Source organism: Zestomonas insulae (genome assembly GCF_016901015.1).
Classification (GTDB): domain Bacteria; phylum Pseudomonadota; class Gammaproteobacteria; order Pseudomonadales; family Pseudomonadaceae; genus Aquipseudomonas; species Aquipseudomonas insulae.
Window position 1 is genome coordinate 204,110 of record NZ_JAFEUP010000002.1, and the last position, 23,954, is coordinate 228,063.

The 23,954-nt window shown below is 65.6% G+C and carries 10 protein-coding genes; 4 read left to right on the forward strand and 6 right to left on the reverse strand.

Going from position 1 to position 23,954, the window contains the following annotated elements; genetic code table 11:
• Positions 1–28: 28 nt before the first annotated feature.
• The gene (locus tag JQX08_RS06695) at positions 29–13,510 is read right to left on the reverse strand and encodes a retention module-containing protein (RefSeq protein WP_204915512.1); all 13,482 of its coding nucleotides are present in this window, start codon (positions 13,508–13,510) and stop codon (positions 29–31) included.
• Positions 13,511–13,849: 339 nt separating this feature from the next.
• Here JQX08_RS06695 and JQX08_RS06700 point away from each other — a divergent pair, with 339 nt between their 5' ends.
• From JQX08_RS06700 to JQX08_RS06710, 3 genes are read left to right on the forward strand one after another with little or no spacing between them, the layout of a single operon-like run.
• Positions 13,850–15,199, forward strand: coding sequence for a TolC family outer membrane protein (locus JQX08_RS06700; protein WP_204915513.1), 1,350 nt, complete (start codon positions 13,850–13,852; stop codon positions 15,197–15,199).
• A gap of 34 nt (positions 15,200–15,233) precedes the next feature.
• Positions 15,234–17,390, forward strand: coding sequence for a type I secretion system permease/ATPase (locus JQX08_RS06705; RefSeq protein WP_204915514.1), 2,157 nt, complete (start codon positions 15,234–15,236; stop codon positions 17,388–17,390).
• Positions 17,380–18,750: an HlyD family type I secretion periplasmic adaptor subunit gene (locus JQX08_RS06710; protein ID WP_204915515.1), complete on the forward strand. Its 1,371-nt coding sequence runs from the start codon at positions 17,380–17,382 to the stop codon at positions 18,748–18,750. The genes JQX08_RS06705 and JQX08_RS06710 overlap by 11 nt, the downstream gene beginning before the upstream one ends.
• Before the next feature lie 9 nt (positions 18,751–18,759).
• On the opposite strand, the gene mmsB is transcribed toward JQX08_RS06710, so the two are convergent.
• The 4 genes from mmsB to JQX08_RS06730 form a co-directional block, all read right to left on the reverse strand.
• The gene (gene mmsB / locus JQX08_RS06715; protein ID WP_283246520.1) at positions 18,760–19,692 is read right to left on the reverse strand and encodes a 3-hydroxyisobutyrate dehydrogenase; all 933 of its coding nucleotides are present in this window, start codon (positions 19,690–19,692) and stop codon (positions 18,760–18,762) included.
• A 16-nt stretch (positions 19,693–19,708) separates the two neighbouring features.
• Positions 19,709–20,812: an enoyl-CoA hydratase/isomerase family protein gene (locus JQX08_RS06720; RefSeq protein ID WP_204915517.1), complete on the reverse strand. Its 1,104-nt coding sequence runs from the start codon at positions 20,810–20,812 to the stop codon at positions 19,709–19,711.
• A 25-nt stretch (positions 20,813–20,837) separates the two neighbouring features.
• A complete protein-coding gene (locus tag JQX08_RS06725; protein ID WP_204915518.1) occupies positions 20,838–21,656 on the reverse strand; it encodes an enoyl-CoA hydratase in 819 nt (272 codons plus the stop codon).
• Positions 21,657–21,749: 93 nt separating this feature from the next.
• A complete protein-coding gene (locus tag JQX08_RS06730; protein WP_204915519.1) occupies positions 21,750–22,163 on the reverse strand; it encodes a PaaI family thioesterase in 414 nt (137 codons plus the stop codon).
• A 173-nt stretch (positions 22,164–22,336) separates the two neighbouring features.
• On the opposite strand from JQX08_RS06730, the gene ung reads away from it, so the two are divergent.
• Positions 22,337–23,041: a uracil-DNA glycosylase gene (ung, locus tag JQX08_RS06735; protein WP_204915520.1), complete on the forward strand. Its 705-nt coding sequence runs from the start codon at positions 22,337–22,339 to the stop codon at positions 23,039–23,041.
• 12 nt (positions 23,042–23,053) lie between these two features.
• On the opposite strand, the gene JQX08_RS06740 is transcribed toward ung, so the two are convergent.
• Positions 23,054–23,923, reverse strand: a complete 870-nt coding sequence (locus tag JQX08_RS06740; protein ID WP_204915521.1) for a DUF6279 family lipoprotein — start codon at positions 23,921–23,923, stop codon at positions 23,054–23,056.
• Between the last annotated feature and the right edge of the window lie 31 nt (positions 23,924–23,954).

The window sequence follows — 23,954 nt, forward strand, 5'->3', positions numbered from 1 at the left end:
CGCCTGGGCGAGCGCCGGTACGTGACGATCAGTGGTGGTCGACCTTGTTATGCGGGTCGCCGGCAATCAACGATTTCGCGATGTCCGCCGCGGTGACGCCGTAGCTGGACAGGTCGGCCGCCGAGCCATTGTTCCCCAGTTCGATGGTCACGTCGGCGTTGCTGGCGGAAGCGTTGAGGTTGCCCGAGGTGCTGATCTTCAGCGTCGACGTGGTGGTATCCACCTTGAGGTAGCTGAGCACGTTGTTGACATCGGCATCTGGGAGCAGATCACTGAGGTCGATGCGATCGCCCTGCGTGGCATTGAAGTCCTTGATGACGTCTTTGCCGGTGTCGCCGGATTTCCAAATGAAGGTGTCGGCGCCAGCACCGCCCGTGAGGGTGTCGTCGCCCTTGCCACCGATAAGGATGTCGTCGCCGTCACCGCCGAGCAGGGTGTCCTTGCCGTTACCACCGCGCAGCAAGTCCGCGGCGTTGGTGCCGGTGAGCGTGTCGTTGCCGGTGCTGCCGTCGACCAGTTTGGACGTGCCGTTGGCCAGCAGCAGGTACTCGCTGCTCGAGCTCGAGTCGCCGTTCACCGTATTGGTCGCGGTGAACACCAGGGTGCCCGAGGCGATGCCGGTGTTGCTCAGGGTCAGCGTGCTGGTCGTCCAGCCGTGGAGGTCGATGACGTGGTCGACACCGGTGGAGACGATGCTGTGGCCGTTACCGTCGCTGATCACCATGTCCTTGGCCAGACCACTGACGCTCAGGTCGGTGTAGTCGGTGCCGGCCAGTGCGACTTTCAGCGGGCCACCATCGTTGGCGATGGCGCTGTCCTGGAAGCCATTCTCGACCGAGCGGATCGCCTGGATCTGGTCGGCGCTCAGCACATGGTCATAGATGCGCAGGTCATCCAGCGAGCCCTTGAAGTAGCGTGTGTCGTCCAGCGCGGTACCGTTGCCGGTGAAGCGGTTGGTCGCACCGATCGAGGTCAGCTGGTTGAGGGTGCCGGTGAAATCGCTGTCGCTCGGGCTGCCAGTGGCTTCCAGCTTGCCGTCGATGTAGATGCTGACCAGGCCTGTGGACGCGTCGCGGCTGATTGCCACGTTGTGCCACACGTTGTCATCGATCGCGGTGGTGCTGTACACGCCGTTGACGTTGCCTAGACCCAGGCCGATCTTGCCGCTGTTGTTGATGGCGCCCCACTGGATGTCGTTTCCGTCATCCTTCTGTTCGCTGCCGATGATGCTCGGCAGATCCCAGGAGTTGCCGTTGCCGTTCTCTCCTCCTTCCTGACTGGTTTTCACCCAGAAGGTCATGGTCGCACTGCCCAGCAGGGCCTGGGTGGCGCTACTGCTCAGGTCGATGCGGTCGCCACTGTCGTACAACGAAGTGTTGAGGCTGATGAAGTGGCCGGCACCGGCGGCGCGCGAAGTGCTGCTCAATACCGGCAGCGCGCTGTTGTCGAACCAGCTGCTTTGGTCATCGCGCAGTGTGCCGGTCTGGCCGGTGGTGGCGTTCTTGGTGGTGGTGGCGCCGCTGTTCTCGTCGAAGGTCCACTGGCCGACCGGGCTGACCGACAGGCTTGGCAGTTTGGCGTCGTGCACTGGTGTGACGGTCAGCGCAACCGTGGCGGTTTCCACCGCGCCGTTGGAGGTCACCGAGTAGGTGAAGCTGGTCGGGCCGTTGTAGTTAGCCTCCGGCTCGAACGACAGGCTGCCGTTGGCGTTGAGGGTCACCTTGCCGTGCGTCACGTCGAGGGTCTGGCCGGCGGCGATCGCCTTGCCGTCGATTGCAGTGATGCTGCGCGCGCTGTTCTCGAAGCTGTCGTTGCTCAGCACGTTGAGGGTGGTCTTGGTGTCTTCGACGATCGAGAAGCTGTCGCCGACGATGTCGGCCACCGCCGCGACGTTGAACGACGCGGTGTTGCTGGTGACACCACCTTTTCCGTCGCTGACGTCGTACGACAGGCTCACGGTGCCATTCCAATCCTGGGCCGGCTTGAAGGTCCAGGTGGTGCCGGCGCCATTGACGCTCAGGAGGCCGGTGCCGGACACCAGCTTCACATTCGCCAGGCTGAGGGTGTCGCCTTCGACGTCGGACGCTCCGGCGAGCAGTTGGGCCTTGGTGAAGGTCACGCTGGTGCCGTCTTCGGTACCGCCGGCCAGCGCCACAGGGCTAACGCGGGGGGCATCGTTGACTGCGCCGACCTGCACGGTGACCGTCGCGGTGCTGATGGCTCCGCTCGGATCGGCGACGGTATAGGTAAAGCTGCCCGTCGGACCGGCAAAATCCTTGGCGGGCGTGAACACCACTTTTCCATCCACCAGAGCAACGGTTCCATTCGTCGCGCCCTGCACCGAAATGATGCTCAGCGTGTCGCCATCCGGATCGCTGTCGTTGGCCAGCAGGACGGACGGTTCGATGGTCAGCGGAGTGTCCTCGAGAGTGCTCAGCAGTACCGATTGGGTGAGCGTGTAGCTGCCAAGCGACTGATAGCTGCCACTGCCCAGGCGCAGCTCCGGCTGGAAGACCGCTTCGCCACCCTGATCCCAATAGATGATCTCGATGGTGTGGGTGCCGGCGCCGACGGTGAACGAGTCGTGGGTGGTGGTCTTGGTCGACTGCTTGTCGGGAACTTGGGCAACTAGGACGCCATCGATGCGGATGCTGTAGCCATCGTCGGAGGTGATGCGGAAGTTGTAGGTCCCGGCATCCAGCTTGATGGCACCGGACAGGCGGATGATCGCATCGGTGCTGTTTTCCGGGTCGACTCCATTCAGCGAACCGGCATCGCTGCCGAGGAAAGCTTGCAGCTTGCCGTCAGCGCCGAGATCGCCACTGATCTGCCCGTAGTTCAGGGTCTTGGCCACGAAGGTGGCGTCGGCGCTGTTGGACTTCAGGAAGTTGCTGACGACGGATAGGTTTTCCAGATTCCCGCCATCGGCAGTTGCACCCTCGTGGTAGGCGAAGTACTCGCCCTTGAGGCCCGCGAGGCCCGAATCGTTGAGCGCCAGCGGACCGTCGTTGGTGCCGATGATCGTGACCGTCACTACCTGAGTAGCCGAGCCGTCCTTGCTGGTGACGGTAAAGCTGTCGGTCAGGGACTTGCCTGCGCCAAGCTTTTGGATCGCTTGTTGGCTGTTGTCCGCGGTGTAGGTCCAGTTGCCGCTGGCATCGACGCTGAAGGTGCCGTAGCCCTTCGAACCCGCGGCATTGGTTTGCGGCTGGAAGGCCGCCTCGCCACTGTCGCGGTCCGCGATACTCAATTTCCCGCCGGTGCTGAGCTTGCCAGCCAGGGTGACGTTGGTGTCTTCGGCGACGCTGCCGGCAGCGGCGCCGCTGATGTTGGCGGTGTCGTTGGCGCCCGTGATGTCGATGACAATGGTGCGGGTGTCCGACGCATTGGACGGGTCGCGGACCGTGACGGTGAACGATTCGGTCTGCGCGGCATCGGCCGGAAGAGCGTTCACGGCATTGGCGTCGACCACATAACGGTAACTGCCGTCGGCGTTGACGGTCAGCTCGCCGTAGGCACCCTTGGCGCTACCCGACCAGGTGAGATTACTGCCGTCATCGGCGTCGCTGGCCACCAGCGTGCCGGTGATGTCGGCAAAGCTGTCGGCAGCGGCCGTGTCGGTAATGGTGGCGGCGTAGCTGCCGCTCGCCACCGGGCCATCGTTGGTACCGGTAATGGTGACCTCGATGGTGTGCGTGGTGCCGTCGAGGCTCTCGACGGTGAAGCTCTCGATGCGGGTCTGGTTCAGCTTTAGGTACTGCACATCGGCGTTGTTGACCTGGTAGGTCCACTCGCCACCGGCATCGATGCTCAGCGAGCCGAGCGCGCTGCCAGACGGCGTGCCTGCGCCGGCGACGAAGCCTGCCTCGCCGGCATCCGGGTCGTTGATGGTCAGCGTGCCGCTGTCGGTCAGCTTGCCGCCAACCACATGGGCATCTTCCGTCACAGCACCGCGGTCGTCCCCAGCGATGATCGCCGGGTCGGCAACTGCGGCGACATTGAAGGTCAAGGTGTTCGGCGCAGTGTCGAAGGTGCCGGCGCTGTCTTTCACGCTGAACGTCAGGGTGGCGTAGCCGCTGCCGTTGGCGTTGGCGGCCGGGGTGAACACCAGATTGCCGAGATCGGCAGCATCGATGACCTGACCTTGGGCAACTGCGTCGCCAGAGAGCGTCAGACTGCCGGCACCCGGCAGGGTATCGATGCGCACGGCCTTGAGCTGCTGGCCGGCATCAGCGTCCTGATAACCGAAGTCGCCGGCGCTGAAGCTGTGCTGGCCGTCCTCGTTGAGGCTAATGGCCTTGTCGGCGCCATCCGGAGCGGTGTTCGGACCGACCGTGACAGTCAGTGTGCCGGTGGCGGTGCCGCCGGTTTGGCCGTCGTTGATCTGGTAGCTGATCTCCACCGGGCCGGTGACATTGCTGCCCGGAACGAAGTTGAGCGTGCCGTCCGTGTTGACGCTGACGCTGCCCTTGGCCGGGTCGACGGAGGCGCCGGTGACAGTCAGCTTATCGTTCTCGACGTCGGTGTCGTTCGCCAGCACATTGATGTTGCTCAGCGTGACGTTGATCGGCGTGCTGGCACTATCGGCAGCGGCGGTCGGCGCATCGTTGACCGCAACCACGGTCACGGCAACGGTGGTCTCGGTGATGCCGCCCTGGCCGTCGCTGATCTGTACCTTGAACGAGTCCGGGCCGTTGTAGTTGCTGCTCGGTGTATAGAGGTAGCTGCCGTTGGCATTGACTGTAACAGTGCCATGTTGAGCGCCGGTCAGTAGTTTGAAGGTCAGCGCATCGCTTTCGGCATCGGAGGCGACGACCTGGCCATTGAACGGAGTGTCCTCGTTGGTGGTGGCGGTTTGAGCAGCAGCCAGCGGCGCGTCGTTGCTGCCGATGATGGTCACCGTAGCGGTCGCTGTTGCGCTGCCACCCTGGCCGTCCGACACGGTGTACTGGAAGGTGTCGGTCTTCACTTGACCGGCCTTCAGGCTGTCGAACTTGCCATTGGTGTCATAGCGGAAGCTGCCGTCGGCGTTCATGGTCAGCAGCGCGCCGCTGGCCAGTGCTAGCGCAGTGCCGACGGTGAAGATCTGGTTATTGATCAGCGAGACGCGCAGGTCGTCGCCGTCGCGATCGCTGTCGTTCGCGAGTACGCCCTTGGCAGCAGCGATGTTCAGTGTGCTGTTTTCACCGACGGTGTAGATGCCGTTGGCTGCGGCCGGACCGCTGCCGCTGAAGCCAGTGAGGAAGTAGTCCGAGCCATCGGTGCTGCTGTTGGTGCCCAGCGCTTCGAAGCGGATGCTGTTGAATACTCTGCTGCCGGTGTCGATGGCGATGTCGCCGCTGTGCGTCGAGCCGGTGAAACGGAAGGTGCCGGTGGCGACAACTTCACCGTTGTACAGCGCGACCCAGCGGCCGCTTTCGCCGCCGTCTTCGTTGCCGTACAGGTTGCTGACCGAGAAGGTGGCCTTGTTCAGGTTGCCGGTGAAGTTCAACCCCAGCGACTCGGACTTGCCGGTGGCCGGGTTGTACTCGATCTGGTTGGGCACGCCGCCGCTGGCGCGCGGGGTACCACTGACGCCCAGATAGCCGCCGCTGTTGTAGAGCGTGCCGGCGCTGCCGTCGGCCTTGTGGGCGGTAAACCCGGTTGCTTGCGCGTGACTGTCCAGGCTGCTCCAACCCGCACCGCTGGTGGACTTGCTGCCCAGTGCCACGCTGTAGGCTTCGCCGGCCGGGTCGTTGATGGCGATCGGATCGTCGTTGCTGCCGTGGATGGTGACTGTCACCACCTGGCTGGCGGAGCCGTCCTTGCTGACGACGGTGAAGCTGTCGGTGAGGTACTCGCCGACGCCCAGCTGCTGGATCACGCTCTGGCTGTTGTCGGCGTGATAGGTCCAGTTACCATCGGCATCGATGCTGAAATTGCCGTAGCCCTGGCTACCGGCGACTTCCGTCAACGCCTGGAATTGCGCCTGGCCGAGGTCGACATCGGTGACCGCCAGCTTGCCGGAGGCCTGCAGTTCGCCGCCGACCAACGCTGTGTCTTCGGTCACGCCGCCGCTGGTGGTACCGCTGATGACCGCCACGTCGTTGGCGCCGTTCAGCGTGACGGTGATCACCTGCGAGGTGCTGCCATCGAGGCTGGTGACGGTGAAGCTGTCGGTCAGGCTGGAGCCGGCCGCCAGTTGCTGGATGGCGATCTGGCTATTGGCGGCGGTGTAGCTCCAGTGGCCGTTGGCATCGATGCTGAAGCTGCCGAAGCCATTGCTGCCGGTCACGGCGCTCTGCGGCTGGAACTCTGCCTGGCCGCTATCGACGTCGCTGACGTTGAGCTTGCCGGAGGCGGTCAGGTTACCGTCGACCACCGCGCTGTCTTCGGTCACTCCACCGGTGTAGACGCCATCGATGCTGGCCAGGTCGTTGACCGGGTTGACCGTGATGGTCTGCGAGTTGCTCGCCGACACGGCGCCTTCGTTGTCGGTGACGGTGAAGTCGAAGCCAGTCGAGCCATTCCAGTTGGCATCGGGCACGAAGGTCAGCGCGGCGCCACCGGCGATAGCAGTAATCACTGCGCCACTCGCCAGCGCGGTGCCGCCGAAGTAAAGGGTGCCGTGCTCAGGCACCGAGCTCAGGGTGAAGCTGATGATCGTCCCGTCGACGTCGCTGGCGCTGAGCGTTACCGGGATGCCGGTGCTGTCTTCGTTGCCCGCGGCGGCACTAACGGTAGCGGTCGGCGCTTCATTGGCGCCGTTGACGGTGATCACGATCTGATGCGTGGTGCCGTCGGCGCTGGTGACCGTGAAGGATTCGTGCTCCTGGGCGGTGCTGGTCAGGGCCTGCACGTTGGCGTCGCCATTGCGCAGGGTGTAGGTCCAGTTGCCGGCGGCATTGATGCTGAAGTCGCCGTAGGTCCCGGTCACGCTGTCGGCAATGATCAGCGCCGGGCTGTCGATGTCAGAGACGGCCAGTGCACCGCTAACGCTGAGGGTGCCGTCCTCGCTGACGGCGCCGAGGTCGTCGCCGCTGATTAGGGCCGCATCGTTGACTGCGCTGACGTTGAGCGGGATGACGTCGGTGTCGCTCGCCTGGCCGTCGCTGGTGGTGACGCTCAGGGTGTCGTCGCCAAAGAAGTTGGCGGCCGGGGTGTACTTCAGGCCGCTGAGGGCGAGGTTGATCGCCGACGCGCTGCCGGTCAGGGTCAGGCTGCCGTCGGCATTGGTGGTCAGGCTGACGCCGCCAGACAGCGGGCCGAGGTTGAGCACGCCGTGCTCCACCTTGAGGGTGGTGCTCAGGGTGTTGCTGTCGATGTCGCCGACGCTGATCGCGTTGCCGCGCAGGATCGAGAAGGTCTTGCTGCTGTCTTCGTCGACGCTTTGCGCGCCCGGTACGTTGTTGACCGGGGCGTCGTTGACCGCGTTGATCTCGATGTGCACGTCGGCGCTGGTGATCACCTTGCCGTCGCTGAGCACGTAGGTGATCGCCGGCACCGGGCCGTTGTAGTTGGCATTCGGGGTGAAGGTCAGGTCACCGTTGGCGGCGATAGACAGCTTGCCGACCAGCGGAATGGTCATGGTCTGCCCGGCCGCGTAGATCGGCAAACCGATGCCGAAGCGGAGCACGCTGAGCGTGTCGCCGACATCCACGTCGCTGTCCTTGCCGTCGGCATTGGTGATGACGTTGTCGCGCAGCACTTCGTCTTCGTTGACGCTGAAGCGGTCGTCGTTGCCGACCGGACGGTCGTTGATGCCGGTGAGGTTGATCAGCAGGGTGGTGGTGCTGCTGCCGCCCTGGCCGTCGGAGACGGTGTAGGTGAAGCTGTCGGTGGCCTTGGCGCCGGCGGCGAGGCGGTCGGCGTTGTTGGCGACGTAGGTGTACGAGCCATTGGCATTCAGGGTCAGCGAGCCGTAGGCGCCATTGATGGCGTGGCCGACGCTGGCCGCGTTGCCGTTGACCGCGGAAACGCTGAGGGTGCCGCCGTCGACATCGCTGTCGTTGGCGAGCACGCCGTTGCCGGCATTGCGGGACACCGAGGCGCCTTCGTTGACCGCGTTGGCGTCGGCAAGCGCGACCGGGTCGTCGTTGACCGAGTTGACGGTGACCTTGATGGTCTGGCTGGCGCGCAGTTCGCCGCCTTCGCCCGTGTTACCGAAGTCGTTGACCGACACCACGATGTTGGCCGGGCCAAAGTAGTTGGCATTCGGGGTGAACACCGCGCCTTCGAGCTTGGCATTGATCGCCGCGAGGGTGCCGGTGAACGACAGCGCGCCAGCCGCGTTGGTGGTGGTGCCATCGAGCAGGGTCAGGGTGCCGTTGCTGACCTGCACGTGGAAGCGCAGCGCGGCGTTGCCGGCATCGACGTCGGCGATACGGATGGCATTGGCGCCGGTGAAGGTCAGGCTGTGGTCTTCGTCGATGGTCGAGGTGGCCGGCGCGCTGATGGTTGGCGCGTCGTTGATCGCCTTGACCGTCAGGTCGAGCGTGCTGGAGGAGCCGGTGTTGGTCGTGTAGGTGACCTGCGGCACGCTGCCGTTCCAGTTGGCGTCCGGGGTGAAGCTGTAGTTGCCGTTGGCGTGCACCGTCAGTTCGCCGATGCCGGCGAGGGTAGCGGCCTGCCCAGCGGTGTACACGGTCGAACCGATGCTGAAGGTGGCCACGCTGAGGACGTTGTCGACATCGCTGTCGTTGCTCAGCACGTTGCCGGTGATGCCGTGGTCCTCGTCGCTGCTGCCGCTGTCGGCAATCAGCACGGACGGATCGTCGACCGCGTTGACGGTGACCTTGATGGTCTGGCTGGCACGCAGTTCGCCGCCGGCGCCGCTGTTACCCAGGTCGTTGACCGATACCACGATGTTGGCCGGACCAAAGTAGTTGGCGTTCGGGGTGAACACCGCGCCTTCGAGCTTGGCGTTGATCGCGGCGAGGCTGCCGGTGAACGACAGCGCGCCAGCCGCGTTGGTGGTGGTGCCATCAGCCAGGGTCAGGGTGCCGTTGCTGACCAGCACGTGGAAACGCAGGGCGGCCGTACCGGCATCGACGTCGGCGATGCGGATGGCATTGGCGCCGGTGAAGGTCAGGCTGTGGTCCTCGTCGATGGTCGAGGTGGCCGGTGCGCTGATGGTCGGCGCATCGTTGACCGGGGTGACGGTCAGCGAGGCGCTGTTCGCCACGGTAACGGTGCCGTCGCTGACGCCGTAGCTGAAGCTGACGGGGCCGCTCCAGTCCTGGGCCGGCTTGAAGGTCCAGGAGCCATCGGGATTCGCGGTCAGGCTGCCTCGGCCGGAGCTGACCGTCAGGTCCACGGCGCGCAGGGTATCGCCGTCGACGTCGTGGGCGCTGGCCAGCAGTTGTGCCTGGGTGATGATCAGGCTGCCGTCTTCCGCCATCGAATGCAGGTCGATCGCGGTAGCGGTCGGCGCATCGTTGACCGGCGTGACATTCAGCGTGATGAGGTCGGTGCGGTCGATTTGGCCGTCGCTGGTGGTGACGCTCAGGGTGTCGTCACCGTTGAAATCGGCGACCGGGGTGTACTTCAGGCCGCTGAGGGCGAGGTTGATCGCCGCCGAGCTGCCGGTCAGCACCAGGGTGCCGGTACCGTCGCCGCTGATGGTCACGCCCGGAGTCAGCGGGCCGACATTGAGCACGCCGTGCTCGACCTTGAGGGTGGTGCTCAGGGTGTTGCTGTCGATATCGCCGACGCTGATCGCGTTGCCGCGCAGGATCGAGAAGGTCTTGCTGCTGTCTTCGGCGAGGCTCTGTTCGCCCGGCACGCTGTTGCCTGGCGCGTCGTTGACGGCGTTGATCTCGATGCGCACCTCGGCGCTGGTGAGCACCTTGCCGTCGCTGAGCACGTAGGTGATCGCCGGCACCGGGCCGTTGTAGTTGGCATTCGGAGTGAAGGTCAGGTCGCCGTTGGCGGCGATCGACAGTTTGCCGACCAGGGGGATGGTCAGCGACTGGCCCGCGCTGATGATCGGCAGGCCGATCCCGAAGCTGACCACGCTGAGCGTGTCGCTGCTGTCGACGTCGCTGTCGTTGCTCAGCACGTTCTGCTTGAGCACTTCGTCTTCGTTGACGCTGAAACGGTCGTCGTTGCCGACCGGCCGGTCGTTGATGCCGGTCAGGTTGATCAGCAGGGTGGTAGTGCTGCTGCCGCCCTGACCGTCGGAGACGGTGTAGGTGAAGCTGTCGGTGGCCTTGGCGCCGGCGGCCAGGCGGTCGGCGTTGTTGGCGATGTAGGTGTAGGAGCCGTTGGCATTCAGGGTCAGGGTGCCGTAGGCGCCATTGATGGCGTGGCCGACGTTGGCGGCGCTGCCGTTGACTTCGGCGACGCTGAGCGTGTCGGTGGTATCGACATCAGTGTCGTTGGCCAGCACGCCGTTCTTGGCGGAGACGTTGAGGGTCGCGTCTTCCCGGACCGCGCCGCTGTCGGCACGGGCGACCGGCAGGTCGTTGGTGCCGGTTACGGTGATGGTCAGCACGCCGGTATCGGCGGCGTTGTACTGGTCGGTGACGGTGAAGTTGATAACCAGTTGGCGAGTCTCGCCCGCAGCAAGGCTCTGGTAGGCCGAGTTGCTGGCGTCGAAGCTCCAGGCGCCGTTGGCGCTCAGGCTGAAGCCGGCCGGCAGGCTCTGCGGAGACGCGGTGTAGGTGAGCACGGCGCCGTGATCGACGTCGCTGGCGCCCAGTTGGCCGGTGAGCGAGCCGTCTTCGAAAACGTCGCGGCTGGCATCGGTGGCGATCGGCGCGTCGTTGGTGCCGGTGACCACGATGGTCAGGGTGCCGGTGTCGCTCAGCTTGCCGTCGCTGACCCGGTACTGAATGGTCAGGGTCTGGATCTCGCCCTCGGCGAGCGCTTGGTAGGCATTGACGCGCGGGTCCAGCGACCAGCTGCCGTTGCCGTTCAGGGTGAAGCCGGCCGGCAGGTTGCCGATGGCGCTGAAGGTCAGCGTGTCGGTAACGTCGACGTCGCTGGCGCTGAGCTGGCCGGTGAGCACTGCGGCGTCTTCCTGCGTCGCATCCTGGGCGTCGAAGGCCACCGGCGCATCGTTGACCGGGGTGACGTTGAGGGTGATCACGTCGGTGTCGGTGAGGGCGCCGTCGCTGGTGGTCACGCTCAGCGTGTCGGTGCCATTGAAGTTGGCGGCCGGGGTGTACTTCAGGCCACTGAGAGCGAGGTTGATCGCCGTTGCGCTGCCGGTCAGGGTCAGGCTGCCGTCGGGGTTGGTGGTCACACCGACGCCGCCGGACAGCGGGCCGAGGGTGAGTACGCCGTGCTCGACCTTGAGGGTGGTGCTCAGGGTGTTGCTGTCGATGTCGCCAACGCTGATCGCATTGCCGCGCAGGATCGAGAAGGTCTTGCTGCTGTCTTCGGCGAGGCTCTGCGCACCTGGCACGCTGTTGACCGGGGCGTCATTGACCGCGTTGATCTCGATGCGCACGTCGGCGCTGGTGATCGTCTTGCCGTCGCTGAGCACATAGGTGATCGGCGGCACCGGGCCGTTGTAGTTGGCGGCCGGGGTGAAGGTCAGGTCACCGTTGGCGGCGATCGACAGCTTGCCGACCAGGGGGATGGTCAGCGACTGGCCCGCGCTGATGATCGGCAGGCCGATGCCGAAGCTGACGACGCTGAGCGTGTCGCTGCTGTCGACGTCGCTATCGTTGCTCAGCACGTTCTGCTTGAGCACTTCGTCTTCGTTGACGCTGAAACGGTCGTCGTTGCCGACCGGCCGGTCGTTGATGCCGGTGAGGTTGATCAGCAGGGTGGTGGTGCTGGTGCCGCCCTGACCGTCGGAGACGGTGTAGGTGAAGCTGTCGGTGGCCTTGGCGCCGGCGGCCAGGCGGTCGGCGTTGTTGGCGATGTAGGTGTACGAGCCGTTGGCATTCAGGGTCAGGGTGCCGTAGGCGCCATTGATGGCGTGGCCGACGTTGGCGGCGCTGCCGTTGACTTCGGCGACGCTGAGCGTGTCGTTGGCATCGGCGTCAGTGTCGTTGGCCAGCACACCATTGCTGGCCGAGACATTCAGGGTCGCGTCTTCCCGGACCGCGCCGCTGTCGGCGACGGCCACTGGCGCGTCGTTGGTGCCGAGGATGGTCACGGTCACCACTTGCGAGGCGGTGCCGTCCTGGCTGACGACGGTGAAGCTGTCGGTCAGGCTTTCACCGACGCCCAGCGCCTGGATGGCGGCCTGAGCGTTGTTGGCGGTGAAGCTCCAGTTGCCGCTGGCGTCGATGCTGAACACGCCGTAGCCGTTGGTGCCGCCGACGTTGCTCTCGGCCTGGAACACGGCCTGGCCGGCATCCACGTCGCTGACCGCGAGCTTGCCGCTGGCGGTGAGCTGGCCGTCACTGACCAGTTGGTCTTCCTGCACGCCGCCCGCCGCGTTGCCGCTGATGCTCGCGGTGTCGTTGGCGCCCTTGAGGTCGATGACGATTTCGCGGGTGTCGGTCGCGCCGGATGGGTCGCGGACGGTGACGGTGAAGGTGTCGTTCGGCGTCGCGCCAGCCGGCAGCGCGTTGACCGCAGCGGCATCGACAACATAGGTGTAGCTGCCGTCGGCATTGACGGTCAGCTCGCCGTAAGCGCCCTTGGCGCTGCCGGACCAGGTGAGGTTGCTGTCATCGACGTCGCTGGCGAGCAGTTTGCCGGTGATGTTGGCGAAGCTGTCGAGTTCGGTGCTGTCGTTGATGGTCGCGGTGTAGCTGCCTGTGGCGACCGGTGCATCGTTGACCGGGGTTACGCCGAGGTTGACGGTCAGCGAGCTGGACGCGCCGCGGCTGTCGGTGACTTGCACCTGGAAGCTGTCCGCGCCGTTGTAGTCGCGGTTGGGGGCGTAGGACCAGCTGCCGTCGGCGTTGAGGGTTAGCTGGCCATTGGCGGGCGCGCGGTCGACGCTGAAGCTGTAGAGGTCGCCGTTGGCATCGCGGGCCACGAAGGTGCCGGCGAACGGGGTGTCTTCATCGGTGCTCAGGTTGAACTGGCTGGTCGGGTTGCCGGCGGCATCGAGGAATTCCGGTGCGAGGTTGACCTGCGGGTCCTCGGTCTGGCCGTCGCTGCTGCCGCCTTCGCCCAGGCCATTGGTGGAGAAGCCGACTTCGGCTTCGACGCGCTCGCCAGTGGCGCTGAGCAGCACGAAGCTGTGGCTGCCGCCCGCCGGGCCGGAACTGCCGGCGCCGGCCGAGCCTGGACCCGCGGCGGTGGCTTCGAGCAGTTGAGTCGGGTCGGCGCCCGCGGCGATGGCTTGCTGCAGTTCCTCGGCGCTCGGCACTTCGCTGCTGCGCGCCTGCTGCTCGGCGGCGTGCTGGGGCAGCTCGCTGTGGCTCCACTGGGTGTCACGGCCGAGGTCGACCAGGCGCCCGTCCGGGAGCTGCAGGGTGACCATGCCGGCTGCGCCGGTGTCCAGTTGCTCCCCTTGGTAGATGCGATCGCCTTCGATCAGCAGGCGGCGCGCGCCCTCCGGAGAAATCGCTACGACTTGTCCAACGATGCTTTTTACGAGGGCGACGACACTGCTCATGGGGCGACTCTCCTGGCTTTCCGCAACTGTTTGCTTGCCTGGCACTGGGCCGGAGCAGTCGCGGACATTCCCTTAATTATGTGGTGGAAAACCGTCGTCAAATTTATGGCATATAGCGATTTGCTATAGCGAACATGCCAATCTATTGACCTATCGATCGCCATCCTAAACAATCATCCAGGTAATGTCACTTTGCCATTTGCCAGTCCGTCGTGATTTTTTTATGAGACCTGTGTCACGCTCTCTACCTGCCGATAACAGGAGCGGATGCGGTCTCGTTGACGGTGCTTTCGGTGCCTCGGAACTGGTCCCAGAAAACTTGATAAGGATGCCACTCGCATGCGTCTGCGCTTTGCTTCAGCCCTACCGTTCGTTCTCGCCGTCAGCGCTCCGCTTCACGCCGAGACGCTTTCCGAAGCCATGCAGCGTGCGCTGGAAGTGCACCCTGAGATCCAGGCCGGCATCAACAGCCGTTTCGCCGCGGACTACCAACTGAAGGCCGCCAAGGGTGGCTACCTGCCGCAGGTCGACCTGCTCGGTGGCTATGGCCGTGAAGGCTCCGACAACACCACCACGCGCGGTGCCGGTGATCACTGGAATACCCTGACCCGCGGCGAGTCCAGCGTGCGTCTGCAGCAGATGGTGTTCGACGGCTTTGCCACCTCCAGCGAAGTGGCACGCCAGCAGGCGACGGTCAACTCGCGCGCCTACTCGCTGCTCGGCACTTCCGAGCGCACCGCGCTGGATGTCGCCCAGGCCTACATCGACGTACTGCGTCGCCAGGAAATGGTCCGTCTCGCCGAGGAAAACCTGAAGAGCCACCAGCGCATCTACGACCAGATCAGCCTGCGCAGCAGCCGCGGCGTCGGTCGTCTGGCCGACCAGGAGCAAGCCGAGGCGCGTCTGGCCCAAGCCCGCAACAACCTGATCACCGAACAGACCAACCTCGCCGATGCGCGCACCACCTATTACAGCGTGGTGGGCAGCGATCCGGTCGAGTTGGCCGAGCCGGCCGGCCTGCCGGGCCAACTGCCGGAGAATCTGCAGGCCGCGCGCCAGCAGCTGATCGACAACAGCCCGATCCTGCGCTCCGCCGAATCCGACGTGGCCGCCGCCGAGAAGCAGTACGCAGCTGCCAAGTCGACCTTCTACCCGCGTTTCGACGCCGAGCTGTCGCGCGGTGCCGACAACAACCTGGATGGCGAAGAAGGCCATGCCAACGAATGGCAAGCCATGCTGCGCATGCGCTACAACCTGTTCGCCGGCGGCAGCAACAAGGCCGACCTGGAGTCCAAGTCCTACCAGGCCAACCAGGCGCTGGACATCCGCAACAACGCCCTGCGCCAGCTCAACGAAGAACTGGGCCTGGCCTGGAATGCCCTGACCAACGCCCGCGAGCAACTGCCGATCGCCGAGCAGTACGTCGATTACAGCGGTCGCGTGCGTGAGTCCTACCTGAAGCAATTCAGCATCGGCGAGCGTACCCTGCTCGACCTGCTGGACAGCGAGAACGAGCTGTTCACCGCTTCGCGTCGCGCGGTGGATGTGCGCTACACCGAGCTGTTTACCCAGTACCGGATCAAGGCGACCATGGGCGAGCTGCTGAAGAGCCAGGGCGTGGTTGCGCCGATGGCCTCGGTGGTGTCCAACGACCTCAAGCCGCAGGTCGAGTTGCCTGGCCTGAACTGATTTGGTTGTACCCCTTACGCGAGAGTATCCCAGCGTGGATCAAGAAGTCCGTCGAGCTCCCCTCAGTCATGATCCACGCGCGCAGCTGGACGATCCGCTTCTGGATAGTCTGCTGACCCTCTGCGTTCTGCACCAAAAGCCGGCCAGCCGGGCGATGCTGACCAGCGGCTTGCCGCTGCCCGAGCAGCGCCTGAGCGCCGAGCTGCTGCCTCGTGCGGCGGCTCGCGCCGGCCTGCAGGGGCGCCTGTTGCAACGGCGTCTCGAACAGATTCCGAACATCGCGCTGCCGGCGCTGATCCTCCTCAAGGAGGGTCGCTGCGCGGTGTTGCTGGGTTGGGAAACCAACGGCGAGGCGCGCCTGCTGCTCAGCGAAAGCGACGGCGGCGAGGTACGTGTAGCGCGTGAGCTGCTCGCCGAGGATTACGCCGGGCAGACCTTCTTCGCCCAGCCGCAGCACAAATTCGACCTACAGCATGGCGAGATGATCCCGCGCGCGCGCCACTGGTTCCGCGACACGCTCAAGCGCTCGCGCTGGCTGTACGTGGATGCGGTGGCCGCCAGCCTGCTGATCAACCTGATCGCCCTCGCGGCGCCACTGTTCGTGATGAACGTCTACGACCGCGTGGTACCCAATCAGGCGACTTCGACGCTCTGGGTGCTGGCGATCGGCATTTCCGGCGCCTACCTGTTCGACCTGCTGCTCAAGACCATGCGCGGCCTGTGCCTGGACCTGGCCGGCAAGAAGACTGACCTGATCATCTCGGCGACGCTGTTCGAGCGCATCGTCGGCATGAGCATGAAGTTCCGTCCGGCGCGCGTCGGCAGCTTCGCGCAGAACATCCATGAGTTTCAGACGCTGCGCGACTTCCTCGCCTCGCTGACGCTCACCAGCCTGATCGACCTGCCGTTCACCCTGATCATCCTGCTGGTGATCGGCCTGCTCGGCGGGCCCTTGGTATTCGTGCCGCTGTTGGCCTTCCCGCTCGCCGCGCTGCTCGGCTGGCTGCTGCAGCGGCCGTTGGTGGACACCATGAACCGCACCATGGCGCTGGCCGCCGAGCGCCAGTCGAGCCTGATCGAAACCCTCGCCGGCCTCGATGCGGTCAAGGTCAACAACGCCGAAAGCGAGCGTCAGTACCTCTGGGAACAGACCATCGGCACCCTCAGTCGCCTCGAGTTGCGGGTAAAGGTGCTGTCCAGCCTGGCCATGAACCTGACCCTGATGATCCAGCAGCTGGCCGGGGTGATCATGATCATCGGCGGCGTCTACCTGATCATCGCCGGCGACCTCAGCATGGGTGGGCTGATCGCCTGCTACATGCTCAACGGCCGTGCGCTCGGGCCGCTGACCCAGCTGTCCGGGTTGATCACCCGCTACCAGCAGGCGCGCCTGACCATGCATTCGGTCAACCAGATGATGGAGCTGCCGCAGGAGCGCAGCGACGAAGAGCGGCCAATGACCCGCCAGCACGTGCGTGGTGCCATCGAGATGCGCGAGGTGCAGTTCACCTACCCGAACCAGCAGAACCCGGCGCTCACCGACGTCAGCCTGGCCATTCGCCCGGGTGAAAAGGTCGGCATCATCGGGCGCAGCGGATCGGGCAAGAGTTCGCTGGCCAAGCTGATCGTCGGTCTGCACCAGGCCGACGCCGGCCACCTGCTGGTCGATGGCGTCGACGTGCGCCAGTACGACGTCAGCGAGCTGCGCCACAACATCGGCTACGTGCCGCAGGACATCCAGCTGTTCAGCGGCACCCTGCGCGACAATCTGGTGGCCGGCGCGCGCTACGTCGAGGACGAAACCGCCCTGCGCGCCGCTGAGCTGGCCGGCGTCCACGAGTTTGTTCGGATGCACCCGCAGGGCTACGAGCTGCAAGTCGGCGAGCGTGGCCAGAACCTCTCCGGTGGCCAGCGGCAGAACGTCGCCCTGGCCCGCGCACTGCTGCTCGATCCGCAGATCCTGCTGTTCGACGAACCGACCAGTGCCATGGACAACGCCGGTGAGGAGCGCCTCAAGCAGCGCCTGCATGAAGTGATCGGCAACCGCACCTTGCTGCTGGTGACCCACCGCGCCTCGATGCTCACCCTGGTCGATCGCCTGGTGATCGTCGACAAGGGCAAGATCATCGCTGACGGCCCGAAAGCCGTGGTCATGGAAGCCTTGAAGAAGGGGCAGATCAGTGTCGCTTAATCCATTCGCTGCGTTCCGCCACGGCATCCGTACCTATTTCCGTGGCGGCGACAACCTCAGCGGCCAGCCGCTTCCGGAAGTCAGCAAGGCCCTGGTCGAAGACGCGCCGCGTGTGGTGCGTCTGACCATCTGGACGCTGATCGGCTTCACCGCGTTTCTGGTCGGCTGGGCGCATTTCGCCGAGATCGACGAAGTCACCCGTGGCGAGGGCAAGGCGATTCCCTCGTCCAAGGTGCAGAAGGTGCAGAACCTTGAAGGTGGCATCGTCTCGCAGATCTTCGTTCACGAGGGGCAGGTGGTGAAGGCCGGCGAGCCGCTGATGCGCCTCGACCCGACCCGCTTCCAGTCGAACGTCGGCGAGTCCGACGCCGACCGCCTGGCCATGCTGTTGCGCGTCGAGCGCCTGAGCGCCGAAGTGGATGCCCGCGAACTGAGCATCCCGGAGGATGTGCGCGCTGCCGCGCCGAGTCAGGCGAGCAGCGAGGAAGCGTTGTTCCACAGCCGCCAGCAGCAGCTCAACGACGAAGTGGCCGGTCTGCAGGAGCAGCTGATCCAGAAACAGCAGGAACTGCGCGAGTTTGCCTCCAAGCAGGCGCAGTACCGCAACAGCCTCGAGCTGCTGCGCCAGGAGATCGCCATGTCCGCGCCGCTGGTCGCGCAGGGGGCGATGTCGCAGGTCGAGCTGCTGCGTCTGAAGCGTGCCGAGGTGGAGAACCGTGGCCAGCTGGACGCCACCAGCCTGGCGATTCCGCGTGCCGAGTCGGCGATCAAGGAAGTAGAACGCAAGGTTGCAGAAACCCGCTCGCGCTTCCGTAGCGAGGCACTGACCCAGCTGAACGAGGCGCGCACTGACCTGAGCAAGGCGCAGGCCACCGGCAAGGCGCTGGAGGATCGGGTCAACCGCACACTGGTCACCTCGCCGGTGCGCGGCATCGTCAAACAGCTGCTGGTCAACACCATCGGCGGGGTGATCCAGCCGGGCAGCGACCTGGTGGAGATCGTCCCGCTGGATGACACCTTGCTGGTCGAGGCGCGCATCCGCCCGCAGGACATCGCGTTCCTGCGTCCCGGGCAGCCGGCGATGGTCAAGTTCACCGCCTACGACTTCACCATCTATGGCGGTCTGCAGGCCGAGCTGGAGCAGATCGGTGCGGACACCGTCACCGACGAGAAAGGCAACAGCTTCTACGTGATCAAGCTGCGCACCCGCAAAAGCCACCTGGGCAGCGACGACAAGCCGCTGCTGATCATCCCCGGCATGGTCGCCACCGCGGACATCATGACCGGCAAGAAAAGCATCCTCAGCTACCTCCTCAAGCCGATCATTCGCGCCCGCGCCGAGGCGCTGCGCGAGCGCTGATCGCCTGCGTTACGGCGAGCCGGTGCTGTTGTCCGGCTCGCCGAACAGGCGCTGTACCACCGAGAAATCCTTCTGGCCGAGGCCCTGGCGCAGCAGCAGGCGATACAGTTGCAGCGCCAGCGCACCCATTGGTGTGCTGTTGCCGCTCGCCAGCGCGGTTTGCTGGGCCAGGCCGAGGTCCTTGGCCATCAGCTCGCTCATGAAACCGCCTTCGTAGCCGTGCGAGGCCGGGGTGGTGTCGATCACTCCGGGCCAGGGGTTGTAGCGCTCCAGCACCCAGTTGCCCCCGGAACTCTGCCGCATGATCTCGGCCAGCGTGCTGGCGTCCAGGCCGTTGGCCACACCCAGCGCCATGGCCTCGGCGGTGCCGATCATCTGCACCGCGAGCAGCTGGTTGTTGCACACCTTGGCCAGTTGGCCGGCGCCGGCCGGGCCAGCGTGGAAGATGTTCTTGCCCATCGCCTGGAACACCGGGCGGGCCTTCTCCAGCACCGCGTTGTCACCGCCGACCATGAAGGTCAGGGTGCCTGCCGCAGCGCCGGCGGTACCGCCGGAGACCGGCGCGTCGAGCAGCTCGATGCCCAGCTCGGCGGCGGCCTGATGGACCTTCTTCGCCGCGTCCGGCGCGATGGTTGAGCACTCCAGCACCAGGCTGCCCGGGCGGATGTAGGCGAGCAGGCCGTCATCGCCTAGGTACAAGCCTTCGACATGGCGGCTGGCCGGCAACATGCTGACCACCACCTCGGCGTCGTGCACCGCGTCATGGGTGTCGTTGGCGGCCCGCGCACCTTCCGCGGCAAGCTCGGCGACCACCTCCGGCACCAGGTCGTAGACGCTCAGCTCGAAGCCGGCCTTGAGCAGGTTGCGGGCCATCGGCAGACCCATGTGGCCGAGGCCGATGAAGGCGATCTTGGTCATGCGGTTCTCCTTGTGCGACGTCAGGGCACTCCGGTGTTCGTTACAGCGCGGCCAGCGGGTGTGCGCCGCTCCAGGCCGGCTGGAAGTGCGCTTCGATCACCGCGCTGGGGATGTTCGCCACTTCCGGCCAATGCCAGTGCGGTGTGTTGTCCTTGTCGATCAGGCGCGCGCGCACGCCTTCGGGAAATTCCGGGTGGCGGCAGCAGTTCAGGCTCATCGCGTACTCCAGGCGGAACACCTCGGCGAGCGACAGATGGCGTGCCCGGCGAATCTGTTCCCAGACCAGGTGGGCGGTGAGCGGGCAGCCGGCGGCCAGGGTCTTCGCCGCCTTGGCCAGCAGCGGATCGGTGTCGCCCTGCAGTGCGGTCAGTGCGCGCCAGGCACTGGGCAGGTCGCCGGTGTCGAGCAGCTGATCGATCCGTGCGCGGCGCGGCAGCAACTGCGCCTCCGGCAGCTCGCCGACGGCCTGGTGCTCCAGCGCCTGCAGCAGGCTGTTCAGTTGCACGGCGGTCTGCTCCTGCCAGTTCAGTTGCTGCAGGCCGGCGAGCAGGTCTTCCTGCTGGGTGTCGAGGAGGAAGCGGTCGGCCAGGCCGAGATCGAGGGCGTCGCGGGCGTTGAGCTGGGTGGCGGTGAGGCCGAGGAACAGGCCAAGCTTGCCCGGCAGGCGGCTGAGGAACCAGCTGCCGCCGACGTCCGGGTACAGGCCGATACTGATCTCCGGCATCGCCAGGCGGCTGCTCGGCGTGACGATGCGGATGCCGGCACCTTGCATCAGGCCCATGCCGCCACCCATCACGTAGCCGTGCGCCCAGCACAGCAGCGGCTTGGCATAGGTGTGGATCAGGTGGTCGAGGCGGTATTCGTCGGCGAAGAAGCGCCCAGCCAGCGGCGGTGCTTCTCCGGGGTGGGCACGGCAGGCCTCGACCAGCTTGACCACGTCACCGCCGGCGCAGAAGGCTTTCGGGCCATGGCCGCGGAGCAGTACGCAGACGATCGCCGGGTCGTCGGCCCAGGCCCGCAGTTGGCGGTCGAGGGCCTCGATCATCGGCAGCGACAGGGCATTCAGGCTGCGTTCGGCATCCAGGCTGGCGATGCCGATACGGGCGCCATGCTGGCCGGGCAGTTCGGTAAAAATCACATTCATCATCGGTCTCGTTGCACGGCGTGGCTTATTTGTTGCGCCAGTGGGCGTCGCGTTTTTCCAGGAAGGCGGTGACCCCTTCGCGGGTGTCGTCGGCGTCGAACAGATCGACAAAGCGTTCGCGCTCTTCGTTCAACCAACTGTTCGGGCCGCGCTCGCGGGCGCCCTGGATCAGCGGCTTGATGGTGCGCACTGCGACCGGGCTCTGGCGCTCGACCTTGGAGGCCAGCAGCAGGGCGTGGCCGCGCGCTTCGCCGCTGTCCACCACCTGCTCGATCAGGCCGATGCGCAGCGCGGTTTCCGCATCGACGCGCTCGCCGCAGAGAATCATGCGCTTGGCCCAGCCTTCACCGATCAGCCAAGGCAGGGCCTGGGTTCCGCCGGCGCAGGGCAGCAGGCCGACCGCCGCCTCGGGCAAGGCCATCTGCGCTTGGCGCTCGGCGATGCGGATGTCGCAGGCCAGCGCGCATTCCAGACCGCCGCCCATGGCGTAGCCGTTGATCGCGGCAATCGACACGCCGCGGAAGTCGCGCAGTGCCTCGAAGGCCTCACCGAAGCGGCGGGCCATTTCGCGGGCGCGGGCCTTATCGCCGTCGGCGAACAGCTTGAGGTCGGCGCCGGCGCTGAAGAATTTGTTGCCCTGGCCAGTGATCACTAGCGCGTAGACGTCATCGTCGTGGTTGAGGTGCTGGATCAGTTGCTTGAGACCGATCAGCGATTCGCGATCCCAGGTATTGGCGGGCGGGTGGTTGATGGTCAGCAGGGCAGTGTGCCCGTGCTTCTCCACGGTCAGCTTGTGCGTCAGGTCGAACAGGCCGGGTTTGTAGGGTTCTACGGCGTTGCTCATGCCGGGCTCCGATGTCGGGGGTATCGGAGTACAGCCTAACGCAGGATGACCATGCCGGGGCGGTGAACTGTCACGCCGCTCCGGCAGCGCGGCTCAGACCCGGGCGATGGTGGCCAGACCGGTGGCGATGATCTTTTCCTCTCCGTCGCGCAGGGCGAGCACGTCGGCGCGGGTCACTACCTGGCGCTGCCCGGCCTTGATCACCTCACTGCGGCAGATCAGCTTATCGCCGAGCGCCGGTGCCAGCAGGTTGACCTTGTACTCCGAGGTGACCACGTCGCCGACCAGCGAGGCGGCGGCCCAGGCGCAAGCGCTGTCGATCATGAATCCGACCACCGCGCCATGCACGTAGCCGTGGTGCTGGGTCAGCTCGCGGCGCGGCAGCACTTCCATGCTGATCTTGCCCGGCGCGAAGCCGGTCAGCTGGAAGCCGATGAGCTGGGCGAACGGCGAGTTCTCCAGGGCCTGCTCGAGGAATTCGCGGGTAATCGTGCGGGGGCTGTCCATGTGCCGGGCTCCGTGACAGGGCGTGAAACCTCAGCATTCGCCGCGCGCCGCGCGCGGGCAACCAGCATCGACCACGGTGATGGCGGCGCATCAGACGGCGCGCGTCGACGCCTCGATTGACAAGGCCGGCGGGCTTTTCTAGGGTGCCGCAGCCATTTCCAATCAGGTGCGCCATGACCACTGCCAACGACGACCACATCAAGCTCGAAGCGGGCTGGAAAGACGCGCTGCGCGACGAGTTCGCCAAGCCCTACATGCACGAGCTGCGGGCCTTCCTGCTGCGCGAGAAGAATGCCGGCAAGGTGATCTTTCCGCCCGGGCCGTTGATCTTCAATGCGCTGAACTCCACGCCGCTGCATCAGGTTAAGGTGGTGATCATCGGTCAGGACCCCTACCACGGCCCTGGTCAGGCCCACGGCCTGTGCTTCTCGGTACAGCCCGGGGTGCCGGTGCCGCCGTCGCTGCAGAACATCTACAAGGAGCTCAAGCGCGACCTGAACATCGACGCGCCGGCGCATGGCTACCTGCAGAGCTGGGCGGAGCAGGGCGTGCTGCTGCTCAACACCTCGCTGACCGTCGAGCAGGCCAACGCCGGCTCGCACGCGGCGGCCGGCTGGCAGCCGTTCACCGACCGGGTGATCGAAGTGGTCAGTCAGCACCAGGCGCATCTGGTGTTCCTGTTGTGGGGCAATCACGCGCAGAGCAAGGCGCGCCTGATCGACCCGAGCAAGCACCTGATCCTCAAGTCGCCGCACCCGTCGCCGCTGTCGGCGCACCGTGGTTTCATCGGCAACGGCCACTTCGGCCGCACCAACAAGTTCCTCGTGCAGCACGACCTGGCGCCGATCGAGTGGCGGGTGCCGGAGCTGGTCGGCTAGTTCGCGTCGCGCTCAGTGCTGGCAATCCAGGCTCTGCAGGTCGTCGTGCAGTTCGCCGAACTGTTCGACCAGGCGCGTGCGCTGTTCGGCGCTGGCGCTGTTCACCAGGTCAGCGAGTAGCGTCGCGAGGTCGCGGCGGCTGGCCTGGTACGCCTGGCGGTAGTCTTCGCTCCACCGGCTTTCCGGCTGCTGCAGCTGGAGGGTCAGTTGCTGCGGGAAGTCCGCGGCCGAGCGCGTGGCGAGCAGTGTCAGCAGGTGCTGCTGCTGTTGGCGGCGGTTGGCCAACCAGATCGGCGTGCGTGGATTGGCTTCGCGGGCCCAGTCCGCCACGCGCTGGCGCTGCGCCGCGCTGAGCGTGCCGAACCACGGGCGCAGGCGCTTCTCCATCAATTCGCTGCGTTTGTCGATCTGCTCTTGCGGGGTCGGTATCAGGTATTCGCGGCGCCACTTGCGCACATCTTCGTCGAAGCGCTCGGCCAGGCCGGCGACCTGTGCCGAGTCGAGGCCGCGCAGCAGTTCGATGCTGCCCGGCGTGATCCGCACGGCGATCGCCTGCATCGCGCGGTCGAGGGCGTCGAACTGGGATTCGATCTGGTCTGCTTGCAGGGGCGTGCGCTGCACCAGACCGCGCTGGGCATCCAGCCAGGCTACGTAACGCGGCAGTTCGGTGCGGCAATGCCAGTCGAGGTCGTCGTGCAGACGCGGCATCAGCCAGGCTTTCTGTTCGGCGTTGAGGTCGAGGTAGTCGTCGATCCACCACATGCTCAGGCGGTCGAGGTTGCGGTAGGCGAGGTCGATGCGGCTGCAGGCGGCGAGCAGCAGGGCGAGCAGCAGGGCGAGCAGCAGGAGGGTGAGGGGGCGGAACAGCATGCGAAGTATCACGCAGGTCCTCCTGACTCGGTGGGTGCGCCGG